We start from the raw sequence: 19724 nt of genomic DNA, 5'->3' as shown, positions 1-19724 counted from the left end.
TCTCCCTTCAGCTTCATTTTTTTCCGCGAGTCCATCCGTCCCAGTCGTCGGTACGGAAAGGAGATGCAGGCAATCCCTCCCCATTATATAAATTGCATATCGGATTATAGGCCCACGCATACCGTACGGCAACAGGCATTTTTACATGTGGACTGTACACCATTACCTCCTTTCCTTCGATACGAGCTTCTGCCCAATAAAATTTGTGATCGGGTCCTGCAATGGCAAAGCCTTTCAGCTCGGAGCCGTCAGGTGTTTTCAACCCGCTCTCGGCATGAGTAAAACGAATGCGTATCGTATCGCTTTCTATCCGGTAAGAATCGTACAAGGGACCCGAGTACTCTATCTTATCGCCGTAGGTATCGGCCATGGCAATCAAAGCCAGACGACGACCGACTTCTTGCTTATTCTTGGGATGTATATCTTTTGCGTCACCAATATCTATCGCTACTGCCAGGCCTGTATTTTCGAGACTGAGGGTTTTCAGCTGAGCTTCTCTAAGCTCTGCCCAATCGGACTCCTCCGGATTTTCTTTTGTATCCATAAATGCCGCCAACTGAACAATATAGAAAGGGAAATCGGAATTCCAACGACGGCGCCAATCTTGAATCAAGACCGGTAACAAATCGCGATATTGATAAGCTCTTCCTGCATTTGCTTCTCCCTGATACCAAATAACTCCCCGAATGGTATATGGGATAAGCGGATGTATCATAGCGTTGAACAATACTCCCGGATGAAACGGATCGCTATAATCTTGCGGCATGGGGTCGAACTTTTTCATATCGATACTTATATTGTACTTCCACTCTCCTGCCAATGAGATAAAGTTATTGTCAGACAAAGATAACTTCATGCTTACGGACTCGCCATAAAAACCTCCATTGCCCCCTGAGTCCAATACTCTTACCGCTACGACGTTACCTTTTTCTTTTACTAATTTTGCAGGGATGTTATATAAACGAGATGTTCCATATTTACTTCGTCCCACTTCTACTCCATTGAAATAAGTGATATCATCATCGTCTATATTACCCAGTGAAAGGCACAAGTCTTTTCCTTTCCAAGAAGCCGGAACATCTATCTGCTTTCTGAACCACACTAAACCATCAAATCCCGGTAGTTCTTTTTCTTCCCATAAACCGGGTAGATTCATTTGTTTCCAATCGTTATCATTATAAGAAGGGTGAAACCATTTTTCTTTTGCCATTCCTCTATCACTGGATTCAAATTTTTCGTCCCATGCTTTTTTCTCTACAGCATAATTTTTTCTCATTTCGGCCACTTCGGCTGATATATTTTCAATGTGGGTAGCCGACTCTTTAAATGCCGGAATATTTTTCAAAGCAGTCGTACTGGTCCAGGCTTCGGCAAATGTACCTCCCCATGATGAATGAATAAGTCCAATCGGAATATGATATTTCTCATACAGATTACGTGCAAAGAAATAAGCTGTAGCAGAAAAATCGGGAATTGTAGTAGGAGAACAGGGATTCCATCCTGTGGCTTTGCAATCATATTGAGGAGAATATGCCGTTTCCCTGCTGACCTGAAACAATCGAATGTCCGGATAATGAGCATTCGCAATCTCCTGCTCGTAATTATCAATCCTGCCCCAACCTGCCAACGGCATTTCCATATTGGACTGTCCTGAACACAACCATACCTCTCCCAGCATTACATTGTGAAATGTTACTGATTTCCCATCAGAAACATTTATATCATACGGTCCTCCATAAGATGAGGTTTGTAATGTTACCTTCCAGCTACCGTCTTTTTCGGCAACAGTCTTATACGTTTCGCCATTCCATGACGTTTTCACTTTCACCGTTTTTCCGGGTGCAGCCTTTCCCCAGAAAGGGACTTCGGCATTTTGCTGCAAAACCATATTATCCCCGAATATTACCGGGAAAGTGACTTTTGCTCCCATCTCTAATACATTCACACAAAGAGCACACAATAAAGAAAAAATACAAATAGATAACTTTCTCATGATATTAAAAAAATCAACACATCAATTAAATTACAAATTTAAGGTTCACATGTTTTTTTCATGTATTCAATCGTTCCCAAAATGTATTCAAATATATCAATCAGAAAACAATTATTTAAACGTAAAAATTGAAAAAATATTGAATAATAGACAAATTCGACAAATAAAAATTATTTTTCATAGTATATTAAATAATTTCTCTATATCAAATTTCCTTAAATAAATATTGCTATTTATAAAATAAGCATCTATATTTACTTCGAATTTCCACTCCAGAAGCAATTTTTTGAAAAATCAAATTTTATACTATAAAAACACTATGAAAAAAATATTATTGCAATTTTTATTGCTACTTTTTCCATTTATTCATAACGAAGCCCAACATATAAGTATAGTAAACTATACTACCAAAGACGGGCTTTCGGAAAACTTCGTCAACAGTATATTTCGAGACAGCTACGGATATCTTTGGATAGGTACGTCCTATGGATTAAACAGATTTGACGGATATTCGTTCGAGCATTTTTATAGCAGTACATTAAATAATAAAGCTATATGTTCTAATTTTGTCAATCACATCACAGAAGACGATAAACATAATATATGGATATCGACAGATGAAGGCATCTGTGTATTCGACTACAATACTCAAAAAATAACTACCATAAAAATGCCCAATCATATGTCTTGTTTTGTACAAAAAACATTGCATAAAGGACACTTTCTCTACGCAGCTACCGACCAAGGGATTATTGTCTATGATAAAAGAAATAAAAGTAGTTATATATTAAATATCGGTCCGCTAAAAAATGAAAGAATTCATGACATAACCATAGACAGGGACAATCACTTATGGTTTACCTATCAAGAATATGCTATCAGATACAATCTGAAAAACGGGAAAAGCAAATCTTATAAAACCGAGAGAAACAAGCATTATTTAAATGACGAGTTACAGTTGAATTTGACCACCGACCTATCGGGAAATATATGGTTGACCACCTCTAACGGACTACTAAAATATAATCGGGAACAAGATGCTTTTGTCAAGAAAGTAAACACGGAAGGAAATATTTCCATAGCTATACACGACTCTATAATATGGATTGCCAGCTGGGAATCGGGCTTGGTAAAATACAATCAAAACACCCAAGAAACTTTATTCTTGTCTAAACATAAAAACCCGAAACAAGATATCGACTTCAATTCCTTGGTATGTGCAACGGTGGACAAAGATCATATTTTGTGGGTAGGTGGTGCAAAGGGGATAAGCAAGTGCATATTACAAAATGAAACGACACGTTTTTGGAATATCAATTCTAAAATACAATATAACTTACCTCACGAAATCCCTCCATTAGTAAAGAGTACTCTGACTGACCAAAACAATAATCTATGGATAGGTACTGAAAATGGGATAAAAAAAATAACAACGGCAAAACAAGAGGAATACTATTACAGCATCGGTAATATACCTCAAGAGAAACTTAATAACCAGGTATTGTCTCTATGTGAAGACAATAATGGAACTATTTGGGTAGGGACCATGTCGGGACTGAATATTCTTGACAAGAAGAAAAAGAAATATGATTATTTTTCTGATAGAAAAGAAGATAATTATCTAAAAAGCAATCAGATATGGAATATGCAAAAGGATGCAACAGGCATCATCTGGATAGGCACGAGAATGGGACTATTCCGCTTCAATCCAAACAACAAAAAATTTACAAGTTATTTTACAAATCCAAAAGACAGTAATTCCATTAACGATAACAGAATCAATTCTGTACTTCCTGTAAACGAATATATGGTATATGCGGGTACAAAAAACGGAATAGCCCAAATCAATGTAAAAAATGGCATGATAAAACGTTTTGTACATGAAGATAACAATCCTAATTCATTAATATCCAATTCGGTAAATCAAATTATACAAGATGACAAAGGGAGAATATGGGTATTGAGCGACTTGGGATTACAGGAATTTATTCCCTCGGAATATCGCTTCATAACTTTTGCTCCACTAAAAGAAAAACGACTGCTCCAGGCTGTAACCGACAAAAACGGTTTTCTATGGATATTATCTCAAAATGACATGTATATATACAATCCGGAACAAAACAAGCTACTCAGTTCGTCCTGTATTGCAGAGATAAAAAAAAGAAATATATCTTCCATATCCAGAGATAACAACGGCTATTTATATGTAGGTGTGGAAAATGGAGTATTCTCGGTAAATCCTGAAAGATTGCAGGATAATGTTGTTGTACCTCCTGTAATTCTGCAATCGTTCGTATTATTCAATACACCTCTTATTCCCGGAGAAAAAGACTCACCCCTGAATACCAACATCAATCAGGCCCAGAAAATAAAACTTAATTATAAACAGAATTTTTTCAGTATAAATTTTGTCGCTATAGATTTTGTTTCGCCCAGTCAACTTATATATTCATATAAGCTGGAAGGTTTTGACAAGGAATGGACTGTAGCGGAAAACCGAAAAACAGCGTATTACACGAAAGTACCGCCCGGAAAATATATTTTCCGGGTCAAAGCCTTGAGCAGCGACGGACAAAGCAACGGGCCGGAAAAGACATTGCAAATCATCATTACACCTCCATTTTACAATACTATATATGCCTATCTGGCATATGGATTGATTATCGTGCTAATCCTTTATTTTTTCAGAAGATATACTATCATACAGGTCATTGAAAAAAGCAAACTGGAACAAAGCATGCTGGAGCAGAAAAAGGAGAAAGAAATTTATAATGCCAAAATCCAGTTTTTCATGAATATATCCCATGAATTCAGGACTCCATTGACCCTGATTCTCGGTCCCCTGCAACAACTATTGAGTAGTGAAACAGACAGTCATAGAAAAAAGACTCTTTCTTCCATATCCCAAAATACCAATCGGTTGTTATTATTGATAAACCAGTTGTTGGAATTTAGAAAGACAGAAACGGGAACCCTGCAATTGAAAGCATCTGAAAATAACATTGTCATTTGCTGCCGTGAAATCGTCAACACCTTTAGCGATATAGCTCGCCAAAAGGGTATTGACTTGATTTTCGAACCTGAAACAGAGGCTTGCCTTGTATGGTTTGACTTGGACATGTTTGAAAAGATAATGTTCAATCTGCTCACAAACGCTTTGAAATTCACTCCGCAAGGTGGCAAAATTACAGTTTATATTCGTAAAGGATATCAACAAGAACAAATCATAAAGAAAAAATTCGGTATATTCAAAAAATCAATTACGAAAACAATCGAAGCAATAATCGTTACAGTCAAAGACACCGGAATAGGTATTGCCAAAGATAAACAGAACAACATATTCGACCGATTCTACCAAATACAGTCTTCAAAAACAGAAGGTACCGGAATAGGCTTGTCTCTGGTAAGAAATCTTGTATTGCTACACCATGGAAAAATCACCGTCGATAGCGAACCGGGGAAAGGCTCTGAATTTGCATTCTCCCTTCCCTTAGGGAATAGCCACCTAATGAAAGAGCAGCTTGTAAACCAAACTATAGAAAACTATGTAGTACAGATGAATCCGGACGACATGCTATCTCCTGACACTGCCACCGGAGATAACCCAATGGAAATATCTTCTGACTCGGATAAACCTCTCATATTGGTCGTAGATGACAACAAAGAAATCATTATGTACATCAAAAACAGTCTCCAACTTAAGTTTGAAGTCATCTCTGCCAAAAACGGAGAGGAGGGACTGAAAAAGGCCATCCGCTCTATTCCAAATATTATTTTATGTGATATAAATATGCCTGTCATGGATGGTATAGAGCTAACTAAAAGAATCAAAGGGAACGAACTTACCAATCATATCCCGGTTATCCTCCTTACTGCATACACTTCTGAAGAGAGCCAAATAGACGCTTACTCTTATGGAGCAGATGACTTTATCACCAAGCCATTCAATATAAAGCTTTTGGAGATAAAGATGGAAAATATCCTAAATCGAGAAAGAGAAATACGGAAAAAATTCAAGCAAGAGGCCATATATGACAATGTATTGGAAGATAATTCTTCCAATACGTCAAATGATGCTTTCCTTTCGACTTTAAACAAATTTATCAACGATAATATCACTAATCCGGAACTCGATGTGGACCTTATTGCCAAAGAATTGTACATCAGCAGGTCTCAGCTTTACCGAAAAGTTTCGGCCTTAAGTGGTTTTTCTGTAAAAGAATATGTGAAATTGTATCGGCTGAGTGTTGCCGAGTCTTTACTTCATAAAAAGAATATACGTATTTCCGAAGTTATGGATAGTACGGGTTTCAATAACCGTTCTTATTTTGTAAACAGCTTTAAAAAAACATATGGCATGACTCCTTCGGAATATAGGGAAAATAAAACGAAAGGATATACTGGCGAGGAATAATAATATGACGAAAAGTATTAAATACAGGGAAATAAAAATTGGTTATATTTGCAGCACAAAAGATGGTTGCTCGTCGCCTGCAAAGCGGCATCAATGACTCATAATTGTCAGCTATTCCAAAAACGTCTGTATATGAAAAGAAATATTATTCTTGTTTTCGCTATTTCTATATTTTTTATTTCCTATGGACAAAATTTTGATTCATATTTCATAGATAAATCTCTGCGTATCGATTATATTTTCGCCGGGAACGCCCAAAAGCAGGAAATATTTTTGGATAATGTCTGTTCTCTACCCCAATGGGCCGGACGCCGATATCATCTGGATAAACTGCCATTGAGAGGAAACGGTCAAATAGAAATGAGGGATACCGAAAGCAACAAGATTATTTATCGAACTTCATTTTCTACCCTCTTCCACGAATGGATTTGCACCGATGAGGCAAAGCAAGTTTCCAAAGGGTTCGAATATTCCTACCTCTTGCCTTTTCCAATAAACCCTGTCCAGATAACAGTCACTCTCACCGACGGTTACGGAAAAGTCACGGCATCTTTCCAGCATCTTGTAACTCCATCAGATATACTTATCCAAGAAAAAGGGAATGAGCATGTCTCTCCATATAAATATTTGCTGAAAAGCGGAGATTATCAAGAGTGTATAGATATTGCCATATTGGCTGAAGGTTATGACAGAGACGAGACAGAGCTGTTTTACAACGATGCGGAAAAGGCTTGTGAAAGCTTGTTTGACCATGAACCTTTCAAGAAGATGAAAAAGCACTTCAATGTTGTTGCGGTTGCCAGTGAATCGACGGACAGCGGAGTGAGTATACCGCATGACAAGATTTGGAAACAAACGGCCTTCGGCTCTCATTTCGATACATTTTATTCGCAACGTTATTTGACATCGAGCAAAGTGAAGGCCATACATGATGCTTTGGCCGGTATCCCTTACGAGCATATCATCATACTGGCCAATACTCCGGAATATGGTGGTGGAGGCATATATAATGCTTTTACTCTCACTACATCGCGCCATAACATGTTTGCTCCGGTGGTAGTGCATGAATTCGGACACAGTTTCGGAGGGCTCGCCGATGAATATTACTACGACGGTGATACGACTCCCGATATTTATCCATTGGATGCTGAACCTTGGGAACAAAATATAACTACATTGAAAGACTTTTCCTCTAAATGGGAAAAGATGCTGAAAAAGGGAACCTCTGTCCCTACCCCTGCTCCAGATGATTGTACAGGACGGTATGAACCAGGCGTATATGAGGGTGCCGGATATTCCGGAAAAGGTATCTATCGGGGCTCTCCTTCTTGTCGCATGAAAGAGAATAATGCTTCCCGTTTCTGCCCGGTCTGTCAACAAGCTCTCGAAAAGCTTATTTTGTTTTATACCGAAGCAGAATAAATTTTTTTAAAGTACTATGCGGCTATCGACAAGGTTTCGGGACAGGCTGTTCTGAACGAATGTTTCGAAAGCAGTAGGGATATTATATTCTTCCCCTTATTCTTACAAAGAAATATCAGCAATAAATTGTATTCCTAAACGAAAAACAAAATCAGCATTTGTGCTATAATCACTCTTAAAAACATACATAGAGGATATACCGTAGCATATGAAACAGCGGGATTGTCTCCCGGAATCGTATCATTGGCATAATTCAGAGCCATCGGATTGGCCATACTCCCGCACATCATCCCTGAAACGGAACCAAAATCAAGGTGATTTACTTTCATGGCAACAAGCCCCATTATGACAATCGGAACAAATGTAATGGCAAATCCCAAACCTATCCACAATAGACCTTCGGGACGAAAAACGGTATCGAAAAAGTTACGGCCGGCATCAAGTCCCAAACAGGCGAGATACATGGACAATCCCATTGCCCTCAACATCAGATTGGCGCTACGTGTCGTATAGGTAATCATGTGCAAACGTGGTCCAAAGCTACCAATGAGAATCCCTACAATAATAGGGCCTCCGGCTATACCGAGCTTAACCGGTGTTGCCATTCCCGGGAAGGTTATGGGCAATGCTCCCAAAGCCAACCCCAGTACGATACCGACGAAAACAGCTACTAAATTGGGCTCGCTCAGGCTTTTTACCGCATTTCCTAAAACCGACTCTACGTTTTGTATGGCTGCGGCTTCGCCTACTACGGTCAGACGGTCACCCATCTGCAAAACCAAATCGGGTGTCGCCAATAATTGCACTCCCGAACGGTATACCCGACTGATATTGATACCGTAGTGATTTCTCAAACGTAATGAACTTAATTTTTTCCCGTTAATTTCCGGCCGGGTCACAACGATACGTTGGGATATGAGTTGGCTATCTATCGCGTTCCAGTCGATATCTTTTTTATTCCAGTCTTTTGCTTCATGTTCTCCAAACAATATGGTAAGAGCATCGACATCGTTTTCCGACGTGGTAATTACCAACAGATGGTCTTTGTCTTTCAATACAGTCTCGGAAGTGGGAATACATACCCGCCCGTCTCTCCATAGCCGGGAAATAACGAATTTTTTTGTACTACTATGTGCTACTTCTTTTACTGTCTTCCCGAATATCCCCGGATTATGGACTTGAAACTCTGTAATGTATACCGGCTTATTATGTTCTGAATCGGCTGCTACCAAATCTTTAGGTGTAACAAATAATTTGCGGATGACGAATATGGCCAGAATAACACCCAATACTCCCAGCGGATATGTAACGGCACAGCTCAATGCAGCACCGCTTGCCGGAAGACCTCTTTGTATCAGTGTCTGCTGTGCCGCTCCTAAAGCGGGGGTATTGGTCGTAGCTCCGCATAGAATACCGACCATATCGGATAGTGGCACATCGAGTATAAAATGAAACATCAGTGTCATAACCGTACCTAAAAACAATACTCCCAATGCTAATGTATTCAGTGTTATTCCTCCTTTCCTGAAAAGGCTGAAAAAACCGGGACCGACTTGCAGACCCAACGCATATACAAATATTATCAAACCAAAGCTTTCGGCATAGTTCAACATTTTAGGATCGACCGATAATCCTAAATGTCCGGCTAAAATGCCTATAAAGAATACAAATGTGACACCTAATGAAATCCCTGCAATACGTATTTTTCCCAACGCTAACCCCAATGCCGAAATCAATGAGATAATGACAACTGCTTGCATGGAGGTATTATCCAGAAATAAACTGTCGAACCAACTCATGTTTTTATCCTCGTTTTCGAAATGCTGGGCAAAGATATAAGAAACTGCTTTAATTTTGCATATTCTTTCAAAAAACTATACTTCATACAGGATAAAAACGGCAGATGGATACGAGAAACAAACCGGCTACATCTGACATATACAGATATAACCGGTCGTCTAAATTTTCCCATGAAAGTAATTCGGTCGGGTTTATTTTTTGTTTTTTTTACCTTCTTTTTTTACTGCTTTCTGAAATTCGAGTTTCAGCAAATCTATCGTTTCTTTTACTGTTGTTATTTTTTTTGCTAAAAAAGCATTAGCTCCGGCAAAAGCATATCCCTTTTTCATATTTCCTTTAGCAGCATTGTACAAAGCCTTGATTATGCAATAAGGGCTCTTGGTATAATCGCAGGTGCGGATACAGTGGAAAGAACATCTGGAGGGTCTTTCCCGTCCTGATTTTACGCTTTTTATAAATTCTCCGGAGATTGCTCTCCCCGGCATACCTACCGGACTGGTTATAATCTCTATGTCTTTTTCCGATGCATCGATATATGTCTGCTTAAATGCCAATGAAGCATCACATTCCTCTGTGGTTACAAATATACTCCCCATTTGTACGGCAGCAGCACCCAAATTCATCAACCGATAAATATCCTTGCTGGTATGTAATCCTCCTGCTGCGATTACCGGTATCTGGCAATGGTTCTCGTCCTCATATTTTTTCACAACCCGGACTACTTCCGGAACGATGTGTTCAAGCGAATAGCTTTCATCTCCAATCTGATTGTTCTTATATCCTAAATGCCCTCCGGCTTTTGGGCCTTCTACGACAATCGCATCGGGCAAATAATTATAATTGTGTTTCCACTTCTCACAAATAAGTCCGGCAGCTCGTGATGAAGATACGATGGGTACCAATTTTGTCGTACTTTCGTTATCGAGATAAGAAGGTAAATCCAACGGGAGTCCTGCTCCTGAAAAAATAATATCAGCTTTCTCTGCGATGGCCGTCCGCACCATGTCCGAGAAATTGCTCAGTGCGACCATTATGTTCACACCAATTACTCCTCGGGTTTTTTCTTTAGCTTTTCGCAATTCTTCACGAAGGCCTAATATGCTGTTTTTAAAATAATCTGTCGATAATTCAGGATACAACAGACCCAATCCGGCACAAGAGATTACACCGACACCCCCTTCGTTTGCAACAGCTGATGCTAAACCAGAAAGAGATATTCCTACTCCCATTCCTCCTTGTATGACCGGTAGCTTTATTTCAAGATTACCTATGTAAAAAGATTTCATTGTTTTTGTTTTTGATATTATATAATAATGGCATAACCGGTAATATAAAAAACAGGTACACCCTAAAAGGATATACCTGCTCTATTGTGATTTACCTCTCATGTCTTATTTGGTAAAGAGCTCGCAGTGATAAGCAAAAATCTTTATCACTACCCTTCAAAATCAATTGCGAGGAAGAGCTTCTTTCACTACCATAGGACGACCTGCATATTCTGCACCGTTCAATTCCTTGATAGCATTACGAGCTTCGTCATCGTTTTCCATTTCAACGAAAGCGAAACCTTTAGAACGATTTGTCATACGGTCGATAATCAATTTAGTTGATATTACCGTACCATAATCTTCCATAACTTGTTGTAAATCCGATTCCTTAACACCATAGTTAAGGTTACCAATGTAAATATTCATACAAAAAAATATAAAATAAATAATAAATAAATTTGAAACAATAAAAGTTTAGGAAGGTCTGTTATGACAATGGGGAGAACTCAATAAATGATTATCAAGAAAACAACAAAGTTGATAATAGAACAAAATAAACTCATTTTGTTTGTGAGTGTAAAGGAAAGCATTAATTTTGATTCTGCCATCCATATATGCAATTATTTTCTCAAAGACCCCAATATTTATACTATATGCGTATATTTTAACAAATAAGTTCAATTTATCGGGAGTCAGTACAGAAAACTTCTGGCCATAAGGAATCACCCCCTTTCTTCCTATTTTCCTTCAAAAAGAGAATGGATGCCTTACTTGTTCCAGTATAAAGTCGGTTCTTTGGTTTACCGGTATTTGCGGAAGTATACAAGTCTGATAGCCTAATGACTCATAGGCCGATTTCAATTGATAAAAAGTCTCTTCAGCCTCTCTCGTATCTTGTTTTCGTTCTGAATCGGTCTCGTATATCTCTTTCCAAAATGGGAAGATGAATATTTGCGGATTATAACGGTACGACTTCACTGCATTCATCAAAACATCTGAAACAGGCTGATGGGTCAATAAACAATATCCATAGGTATCGGGAATGCCTCGGTCAAAAAAGCAGATATTGTTTTCATTTTGATATTGTATAAAATCACGAACCGAATGTTGAAGCATCAGTTCGGAATACTTTTCTCGGTTTTTCCAAGGCAAGGCATTCCCATTTATTGATATCTGTTCTTTAATGATAGGCCGGGCTACTTCGGGAATACAAATGTATCCTCGTCTTTCCAACTCCTGCAACACACTGGTCTTACCTGAACCGGGCCCCCCGGTTAAGACATAAAAATTGGACTTCTGCATATATAATTATTAATTAGTATTATGAGAAAAATTTACGGGCACAAGCAACTCCTTCTTCATATAAGTCCTTGAGTTTATAAATATCTTTTTCGATACGGCCGACCTGCATGGGCTGTTCCGGGCGAATGACAATAGCCGTTCCTTCATCCTCCATACGGTCTATCATATCCATCGTTTCATTATATTTCTTATTTCTCATTGCAAGGCTTTTTCTGATTAAAGGGTATTTACGATAAAAGAAAGGGGGAACTTTTATTTCTTTTTCGTCTTTCCTGTATCCCTTATTACGGGTAAGCACCAATACGTTTCGGGAAAAACCTTCTTCTATTGCCCTTTTTACCGGTATCGAATCACAAATGCCGCCATCGAGCATGGGGATATCGTCGACCCAAGTCACAGGGCACACAAAAGGTAAGCTACTGGAAGCCCGGCAAATATCAAGCAATCTTTGGGGCGACGATTTTTCTTCCATATATTCGGCTTCACCGGTAAGGCAATTGCTGGTAACCATGACAAACCGGGTAGAAGAATGAAAATAAGTGGCGTAATCATAGGGCAAAATGCGATTGGGCAAATCATCGAACAGTAACTTGAAATCCATGATATTGCGCTGGGAAAACATGTATTTCAATCCTACGTACCGGAACTCTTCAAGTATGTCTATATTACTCCGGCGAGCCCGGCCCTTCTGCCGGGATACGTAAGAGAGTCCATTGCAGGCTCCAGCCGAAACTCCGATTACGTACGGGAACCATATATTATGTTCCATAAAATAGTCGAGCACTCCACATGTAAATATGCCCCTCATGCCTCCTCCTTCGAGAACCAAGCCCATATTTTCAACATTCGTCACCATAGCATATATTTTTCCAATATTTTCAAAACAAGATTTACCGTTCTTTAGAGCCAATCAAACTTTTTCAATAAGAAAATATTATCAGGATATTTTCCTGTTTTCGCCCGTCTGATGGTCCACTATTCTTCTCATATAAACAGAAAAACATCCTTAAAAGAAACTCTCAAACCTGACTTGAGCAAAAGTTAGACAGGCTACTTATTACAAAAAAGGGATGCCGTACATTACCCAACATCCCTTCTTGTCTTTCTTTATCCGTCTGCTCTTATTTGTCATGCAGGATTGAACATCGTCTTATCTACCCCACATACTGGACAATGGAAGTCATCGGGTTCTTTATTTATGTCTCCATCGTATACATATCCACAAACCGAACATACGTACCGGCTTGCCGTATCGCCGATCACCGGTTTCTCCTTTTGCGGCTCAATATCTCCTTGATATGTTGGTGCATTTTTCGGAGCGTTTCCTTTTATTACTTTATGATAATAATCATACGTCATCGGTGTTCCTTCTCCCCGACGTGTATCGGTTACTTTTCCTAATATCACACAATGCGTACCACAATCGGTCATACCTGTAACTTCACATATCAATTGTCCTGCAAACTTGCTCTTCAACAAAGGGACTCCGCAACTTATTTCATAACTGAAATCTTTATATTTGTCTTTTTCCTTACTGCATTGGAAACCAAATACGGGTATTATCAAGGGGTCTACGTCTTCCGGTATAATAGAGATGGTAAATTTGCCCGTCCTACGAATCACCTCGTATGTGTAATTGTCTTTATTCACTGATATGGCAACTACCGGGTCTATGCTTGTAACTTGAATACATGTATTTATAATACATCCTACCGGACGACCGTCGTCACATGCTCCCAAGACATACATTCCATATGATAGATTGCGTAAAACCGTCTTGTCCATATTTTTTCCTATTAACAAGCTTTGAAACTCATATCTAATCCTTTGACGGAATGAGTCAATGCTCCGACCGATATGAAGTCGACTCCACACTCAGCATATTCACGCAATGTGTCGAAAGTGATACCTCCCGATGACTCGGTCTCATATTTCCCACCAATACGCTCTACAGCTTTACGAGTGAGTTCGGGCGTAAAATTGTCGAACATTATACGATCTACCCCTCCTACTCGCATAACTTCTTCGAGCTCATCCATATTGCGTACTTCGATTTCGATTTTCAGATTTTTGCCTTTTTCTTTCAAGTACTCATGTGCCCGGGTTATGGCATTTTCTATCCCTCCAGCAAAATCGATATGATTATCTTTCAGTAAAATCATATCGAAAAGTCCTATGCGGTGATTTACTCCTCCTCCGATTTTTACGGCAGCTTTCTCCAACATCCGCAATCCTGGAGTCGTCTTACGGGTATCCAGTACCCGAGTATGCAGACCTTCGAGCCGTTTTACATATTTGCGGGTTACGGTTGCTATCCCGCTCATTCTTTGCATTACGTTCAACATAAGCCGTTCTGTTTGCAGTAAAGACTGCACTTTTCCTTCAACAACAAAGGCTATGTCGCCCGGTTTTACTTCTGCCCCGTCTTCAATATATACGGTCATTTTCAATTCAGGGTCAAAAGCTCTAAATATACGGCGAGCCATGTCTACTCCCGCCAATACTCCTGCTTCTTTTATCAACAACTTAGACTTTCCCACCTCGTCGGCAGGGATGCAGCATAATGTTGTGTGGTCACCGTCACCTATATCTTCAGCAAAAGCCAATTTTATAAGGTCATCTATCAACTTATCCATTACAATTTTTCTATTCTTATTTGTGTTATCTTATTTTTATTTGCATTCGAGGCAATGAGACAATGTACTCTGAAATCTCCAGACTGTGTCTTCAACTGGCCTATCATATATCCTGACGTTCCTTTCTGACTTTGATGGATGACAGAAAAAGAGGCTGGCTTATTCCGGGAGAAAAAATCGGATAATTTCTTACCGGCCGCATCTTTGGCCAACTGCTGCTGCTGTCCGTTTAAAATAATCTGGACCTTATCGCTCATTACCTGTACCAGCTTGGCGGTATCACCTGTACGGAAAGCATTTGAAGTTTCCTGAACCACATCTTGCGAATAGGCCACTGTTGCCAGGAGTAAAAACATCCATGTAACAGCCATAATTTTCGATTTCATATTTTCAGGTTTTAGTGTACACTTCATGTCAACCCCACCGGATATTTTTCTCTGTCCCATCTTAGAGCTTGTCCAAATTTTCCAATAAAAAGACTATATATCCCGACTTCTCTAAAACTACTTTCAAAAAACGTCCGTACAAAATTTAGACAGACTCTTATCCTCAACCAAGCACTCATCGTCTCACAGTTTATATATTCTTTCTGAGGTTTTTATTACCTTTGCCTATAAATACGACCTACGGATAGCGGAATCATCGTATCCGATGCAAATGTAAATAAAAAAGTGATAAAAAAGAATCAATCGCAATGAAAATACACCTCTTAGTAGTGGGCAAAACCACAGCCGCTTATATTTCGGATGCAATCGACGAGTACTGTCGCCGACTCAAACATTATATAACATTTGACATAGAAGTGATTCCTGAATTGAAGAATGCCAAAAACTTGAGTTTTGACCAACAGAAAGAAAAGGAGGCTGACATGATACTCAAATGCCTGTCTCCGGGTGATTATATCGTGCTGCTTGATGAGCGAGGCAAGGAATATTCTTCTCTCAAATTTTCGGAATATATAGAGCATAAAATGCATACTGTACCTAAACGGCTGGTTTTCATTATAGGTGGGCCTTACGGTTTTTCCCAACGGATATATTCGACCGCACAAGAAAAAATATCGCTTTCCAAGATGACTTTTTCGCATCAGATGATACGCATGATATTTATCGAACAGCTATACCGCGCCATGACTATACTCAATAACGAACCTTATCATCACGAGTAATCTGTATTTTACGGGATAGATGGTTATCAGTCTTCTACCTTCATAAGGTCGGACATAATACTGTCGGAGACAAACAGTCCCGAACGGGTAAGTTTAAGATTATCACCTGACAAAACCAATTTGCCGGTATCTATATACGGTCTTGCCAAAGCCTGGCAATATTGTCTCATATCACGGCCAAAGTTTTCTTCTATACGGCTGAGGCTGAGTCCCCACATCGTACGCAATGAAGTCAATATCATATCATTATAACGGCTGTTTGTATCCAATATTTCCGTTTCATAGGCATTGAAACCGTGAGAGATTTTATTTATATACCTGGATATGTCTCTTACATTCCAACGACGGCATTTGCCGTCATAGCTATGGGCCGACGGGCCTAATCCCAGATACGGCACATCGAGCCAATAAGACGTATTGTGCTGCGAATACATACCCGGCAAAGCAAAATTCGAGATTTCATAGTGTTCATATCCGGCAGCCTCCAATGTATCTATCAAACAGTCGAACATATCGAGAGACAATTCATCGTCGCATTCTGAAACTTTTCCCGATTCGAGCATACGGAATAAGGCTGTTCCTTCTTCATATATAAGACTGTATGCAGAAATGTGTGCAGGCCTTAAGGCTATAGCCCGTCCCAGATTGGACTGCCACCCTTGTATTGTCTGCCCGGGCAATCCGTATATCAAATCGATACTGATATTTCCGAATCCTGCTTCACGACACCGGACAAATGCTTCTTCTGCTTGTGCTGCCGTATGACGACGATTTAAGAAGAGCAGATCGTCATCGTCAAAACTTTGTATTCCCATACTTATCCGGTTTATCGGGGTATGCTTCAACATGGTAATATAATCAGCACTCAAATCGTCAGGATTGGCTTCTAACGTAATTTCTTTACAAGCAGATAGAGGCAAGTGTAATGACAAGGCATCAAAAATCCGGGCAAGCTCTTCTCCCGATAATTGAGACGGAGTGCCTCCTCCTATATATATAGTATGTACGGGTGCATTTTCCAATTCTGCATACCGCATCTCCAACTCGCGACAAAGTGCATCGACATAATCTTTCCGTAAATGCATGCGTATATCGGAAAAGAAATCGCAATAGATACATCTTTTCTTACAAAAAGGAATATGTATATAAATGCCTGCCATAATCAGATGACAAAGATAAGATATATAAGTATGTCCCCTGAAAAAAAGAAATGTTAAATATTGATTTTTTACTGTTTTCTAACATATTGCCTCTCATTGTTTTTGTCGATATTAATTTATAATTTGCGAACGCTTTATTTCTTTTTAACAAGGATAAAGATTACCGAATGTTTCACCTTAAATCATTTGAAATATGAAAGTATATCAATCGAATGAAATTAAAAACATTGCCTTATTAGGCAGTAAAGGCTCCGGAAAAACCACTCTCGCAGAAGCCATGCTCTACGAGTGTGGTGTGATAAAACGTAGAGGTACCGTAGATGGACAAAACACCGTATCGGATTATTTTCCGGTGGAACGTGAATATGGATATTCAGTGTTTTCCACCGTTTTTTATGCCGAATTTTTGGGTAAAAAGCTCAATGTAATCGACTGTCCGGGGGCCGATGATTTTATCGGGGGGGCTATCACAGCTCTGAATGTAACCGACACCGGAGTCATCGTTATCGACTCTCAATATGGTGTCGAAGTAGGTACACAGAACATATTTCGCTATACCGAAAAATTGAACAAACCCGTATTGTTTGCCATGAACCAGCTCGACGGAGAGAAAGCCGATTATGACAGTGTCATCGAACAAATGCGTGAAACATTCGGAAACAAAATAGTACGAGTACAATATCCTATAAGTTGCGGTCCGTCTTTCAATGCCATGATAGACGTACTGAAAATGAAAATGTACCGATGGAAACCTGAAGGCGGTGAGCCTGAAATATTAGATATTCCAGACAGCGAAAAAGAAAAGGCGGCCGAATTGCATCAGCAGCTGGTAGAAGCTGCAGCCGAAAATGATGAAGGCCTCATGGAAAAGTTTTTCGACCAAGGTTCTCTTACTGAAGACGAAATGCGCGAAGGCATACGCAAAGGCCTCGTCACACGCAGCATATTTCCTATCTTCTGTGTAAGTGCGTTACGAGATATGGGTGTAAGGCGAATGATGGAATTTCTCGGAAATGTAGTTCCATTCGTATCGGAAATGCCTAAGCCTATCAACAACGAGGGTGATGAAGTAGCTCCTGACTCCAACGGACCTACCAGCTTGTTCTTTTTCAAGACAACAGTGGAGCCGCATATCGGGGAAGTCTCTTATTTCAAAGTCATGTCAGGAAAAGTACGCGAAGGAGACGACTTGCTAAATGTCAATCGGGGCAGTAAAGAGAGACTGTCTCAAATATTTTGCGTATGTGGACAAATCAGGACCAAAGTGGAAGAACTTGTGGCCGGGGATATCGGTGCTACAGTAAAACTCAAGGATGTACGTACGGGAAATACTCTTGACGGTAAAGGTATAGAATATTATTTTGATTTTATTAAATATCCCGACCCTAAATTCCAACGTGCCATAAAGCCACAGAATGAAGCAGATGCTGAAAAACTAAGCGAAATACTTACCCGCATGCATGAGGAAGATCCTACTTGGGTGATAGAACAGTCAAAAGAGCTGAAGCAGACCATTGTTTCAGGACAAGGAGAATTCCATCTGCGCACATTGAAATGGAGAATAGAAAACAACGATAAATTGATGGTCAATTTCGAAGAACCTCGCATTCCTTATCGTGAGACCATTACAAAACCCGCCCGAGCCGACTATCGTCATAAAAAACAATCGGGCGGTGCCGGGCAATTCGGAGAAGTCCATCTTATCATAGAACCTTATTATGAAGGGATGCCCGCTCCCGATACGTATAAATTCAATAATCAGGAATACCGCATGAATGTCAGGGACACTCAGGTTATCGACCTCGAATGGGGCGGAAAACTGGTATTTGTAAACTGTATTGTGGGTGGTGCCATTGACGCCCGTTTTTTACCGGCTATACAAAAAGGCCTTATGGACCGTATGGAACAAGGACCACTGACAGGTTCCTATGCTCGGGATGTACGCGTGTGCGTATATGACGGGAAAATGCATCCAGTAGATTCGAACGAAATTTCATTCCGTCTGGCCGGCCGAAATGCTTTCAGTGAAGCATTTAAAAATGCAGGCCCTAAAATACTGGAACCTATATATGATGTAGAAGTGCTGGTTCCTGCCGACAAAATGGGTGATGTAATGAGTGATTTACAAGGCCGCCGCGCTATCATCATGGGCATGTCGAGTGAAAAAGGATTCGAAAAAATACAAGCTAAGGTACCTTTGAAAGAGATGTCTACCTACTCTACAGCGTTGAGTTCTATCACCGGAGGCCGCTCCTCATTTACCATGAAATATGCCTCATACGAACTTGTACCGTCAGATGTGCAAGATAAACTATTGAAAGAATATGAAGCAACGCAATCGGCTGAATAGTTAGATTGTAAATAAAAACACCTAAAATGTTAAATTAACTCAAAAAGTCATCATTCTCATGATGACTTTTTGCATTTAAACATTTGTTTGTTAAATTTGCACTGAAGTGTTAAATAAAAATGTTCGAAAAAATTTTTATTTAGTTAAACAATTTGACATTAATCTCTGTTTATAATATAAAATTGTTCGAAATATTCGTAACAATAGAATA

General features: G+C 39.5%; 14 protein-coding genes. 4 read left to right on the top strand and 10 right to left on the bottom strand.

The genetic code is table 11. The features are described from left to right. Positions 1–13: 13 nt before the first annotated feature. Entirely contained in the window at positions 14–1993 is a 1980-nt protein-coding gene (locus Cop2CBH44_RS02100) for a sialate O-acetylesterase (RefSeq protein WP_021930668.1), read from the bottom strand. 319 nt (positions 1994–2312) lie between these two features. Here Cop2CBH44_RS02100 and Cop2CBH44_RS02095 point away from each other — a divergent pair, with 319 nt between their 5' ends. Both Cop2CBH44_RS02095 and Cop2CBH44_RS02090 read left to right on the top strand, forming a co-directional pair. Further along, complete coding sequence (locus Cop2CBH44_RS02095; protein ID WP_200755458.1) at positions 2313–6407, top strand: two-component regulator propeller domain-containing protein; 4095 nt, start codon at positions 2313–2315, stop codon at positions 6405–6407. A gap of 132 nt (positions 6408–6539) precedes the next feature. Then, positions 6540–7829, top strand: coding sequence for a M64 family metallopeptidase (locus Cop2CBH44_RS02090; RefSeq protein WP_200755457.1), 1290 nt, complete (start codon positions 6540–6542; stop codon positions 7827–7829). A gap of 134 nt (positions 7830–7963) precedes the next feature. Here the strand turns inward: Cop2CBH44_RS02090 and Cop2CBH44_RS02085 are convergent, their stop codons facing one another. From Cop2CBH44_RS02085 to Cop2CBH44_RS02050, 8 genes are all read right to left on the bottom strand, one after another. Then, positions 7964–9628 (bottom strand): putative transporter, encoded by a 1665-nt coding sequence (locus tag Cop2CBH44_RS02085; protein WP_200755456.1) that lies wholly within the window; start codon positions 9626–9628, stop codon positions 7964–7966. 192 nt (positions 9629–9820) lie between these two features. Continuing rightward, complete coding sequence (locus Cop2CBH44_RS02080) at positions 9821–10915, bottom strand: NAD(P)H-dependent flavin oxidoreductase (RefSeq protein ID WP_200755455.1); 1095 nt, start codon at positions 10913–10915, stop codon at positions 9821–9823. A 162-nt stretch (positions 10916–11077) separates the two neighbouring features. Then, positions 11078–11323, bottom strand: a complete 246-nt coding sequence (locus tag Cop2CBH44_RS02075; RefSeq protein WP_021930673.1) for an RNA-binding regulator — start codon at positions 11321–11323, stop codon at positions 11078–11080. Positions 11324–11644: 321 nt separating this feature from the next. Next, positions 11645–12199 (bottom strand): AAA family ATPase, encoded by a 555-nt coding sequence (locus Cop2CBH44_RS02070; protein WP_021930674.1) that lies wholly within the window; start codon positions 12197–12199, stop codon positions 11645–11647. A gap of 19 nt (positions 12200–12218) precedes the next feature. After that, on the bottom strand, positions 12219–13055 hold the full coding sequence (locus tag Cop2CBH44_RS02065; protein ID WP_021930675.1) for a patatin-like phospholipase family protein: 837 nt from the start codon (positions 13053–13055) through the stop codon (positions 12219–12221). A gap of 272 nt (positions 13056–13327) precedes the next feature. Further along, positions 13328–13984 (bottom strand): flavin reductase, encoded by a 657-nt coding sequence (locus Cop2CBH44_RS02060; protein ID WP_200755454.1) that lies wholly within the window; start codon positions 13982–13984, stop codon positions 13328–13330. An 11-nt stretch (positions 13985–13995) separates the two neighbouring features. Then, entirely contained in the window at positions 13996–14835 is an 840-nt protein-coding gene (nadC, locus tag Cop2CBH44_RS02055; protein ID WP_021930677.1) for a carboxylating nicotinate-nucleotide diphosphorylase, read from the bottom strand. Beyond that, positions 14835–15221 (bottom strand): DUF4783 domain-containing protein, encoded by a 387-nt coding sequence (locus Cop2CBH44_RS02050; protein ID WP_200755453.1) that lies wholly within the window; start codon positions 15219–15221, stop codon positions 14835–14837. Before Cop2CBH44_RS02050 ends, nadC begins: the two co-directional genes overlap by 1 nt. A 308-nt stretch (positions 15222–15529) precedes the next feature. Between Cop2CBH44_RS02050 and rlmH the strand changes: the two genes are divergently transcribed. Beyond that, the gene (gene rlmH, locus Cop2CBH44_RS02045; RefSeq protein ID WP_021930680.1) at positions 15530–16003 is read left to right on the top strand and encodes a 23S rRNA (pseudouridine(1915)-N(3))-methyltransferase RlmH; all 474 of its coding nucleotides are present in this window, start codon (positions 15530–15532) and stop codon (positions 16001–16003) included. A 26-nt stretch (positions 16004–16029) separates the two neighbouring features. Here rlmH and hemW read toward each other — a convergent pair whose 3' ends face one another. Further along, entirely contained in the window at positions 16030–17163 is a 1134-nt protein-coding gene (hemW, locus tag Cop2CBH44_RS02040) for a radical SAM family heme chaperone HemW (protein ID WP_021930681.1), read from the bottom strand. Between the two features lie 193 nt (positions 17164–17356). Between hemW and Cop2CBH44_RS02035 the strand changes: the two genes are divergently transcribed. Next, entirely contained in the window at positions 17357–19513 is a 2157-nt protein-coding gene (locus Cop2CBH44_RS02035) for an elongation factor G2 (RefSeq protein ID WP_021930682.1), read from the top strand. Positions 19514–19724: the final 211 nt, after the last annotated feature.

It is taken from the genome of Coprobacter secundus subsp. similis (assembly GCF_015097275.1).
GTDB lineage: Bacteria > Bacteroidota > Bacteroidia > Bacteroidales > Coprobacteraceae > Coprobacter > Coprobacter secundus.
The sequence above is the reverse complement of the archived record's forward strand: the minus strand, read 5'-3'. Positions and strand labels throughout refer to the sequence as shown.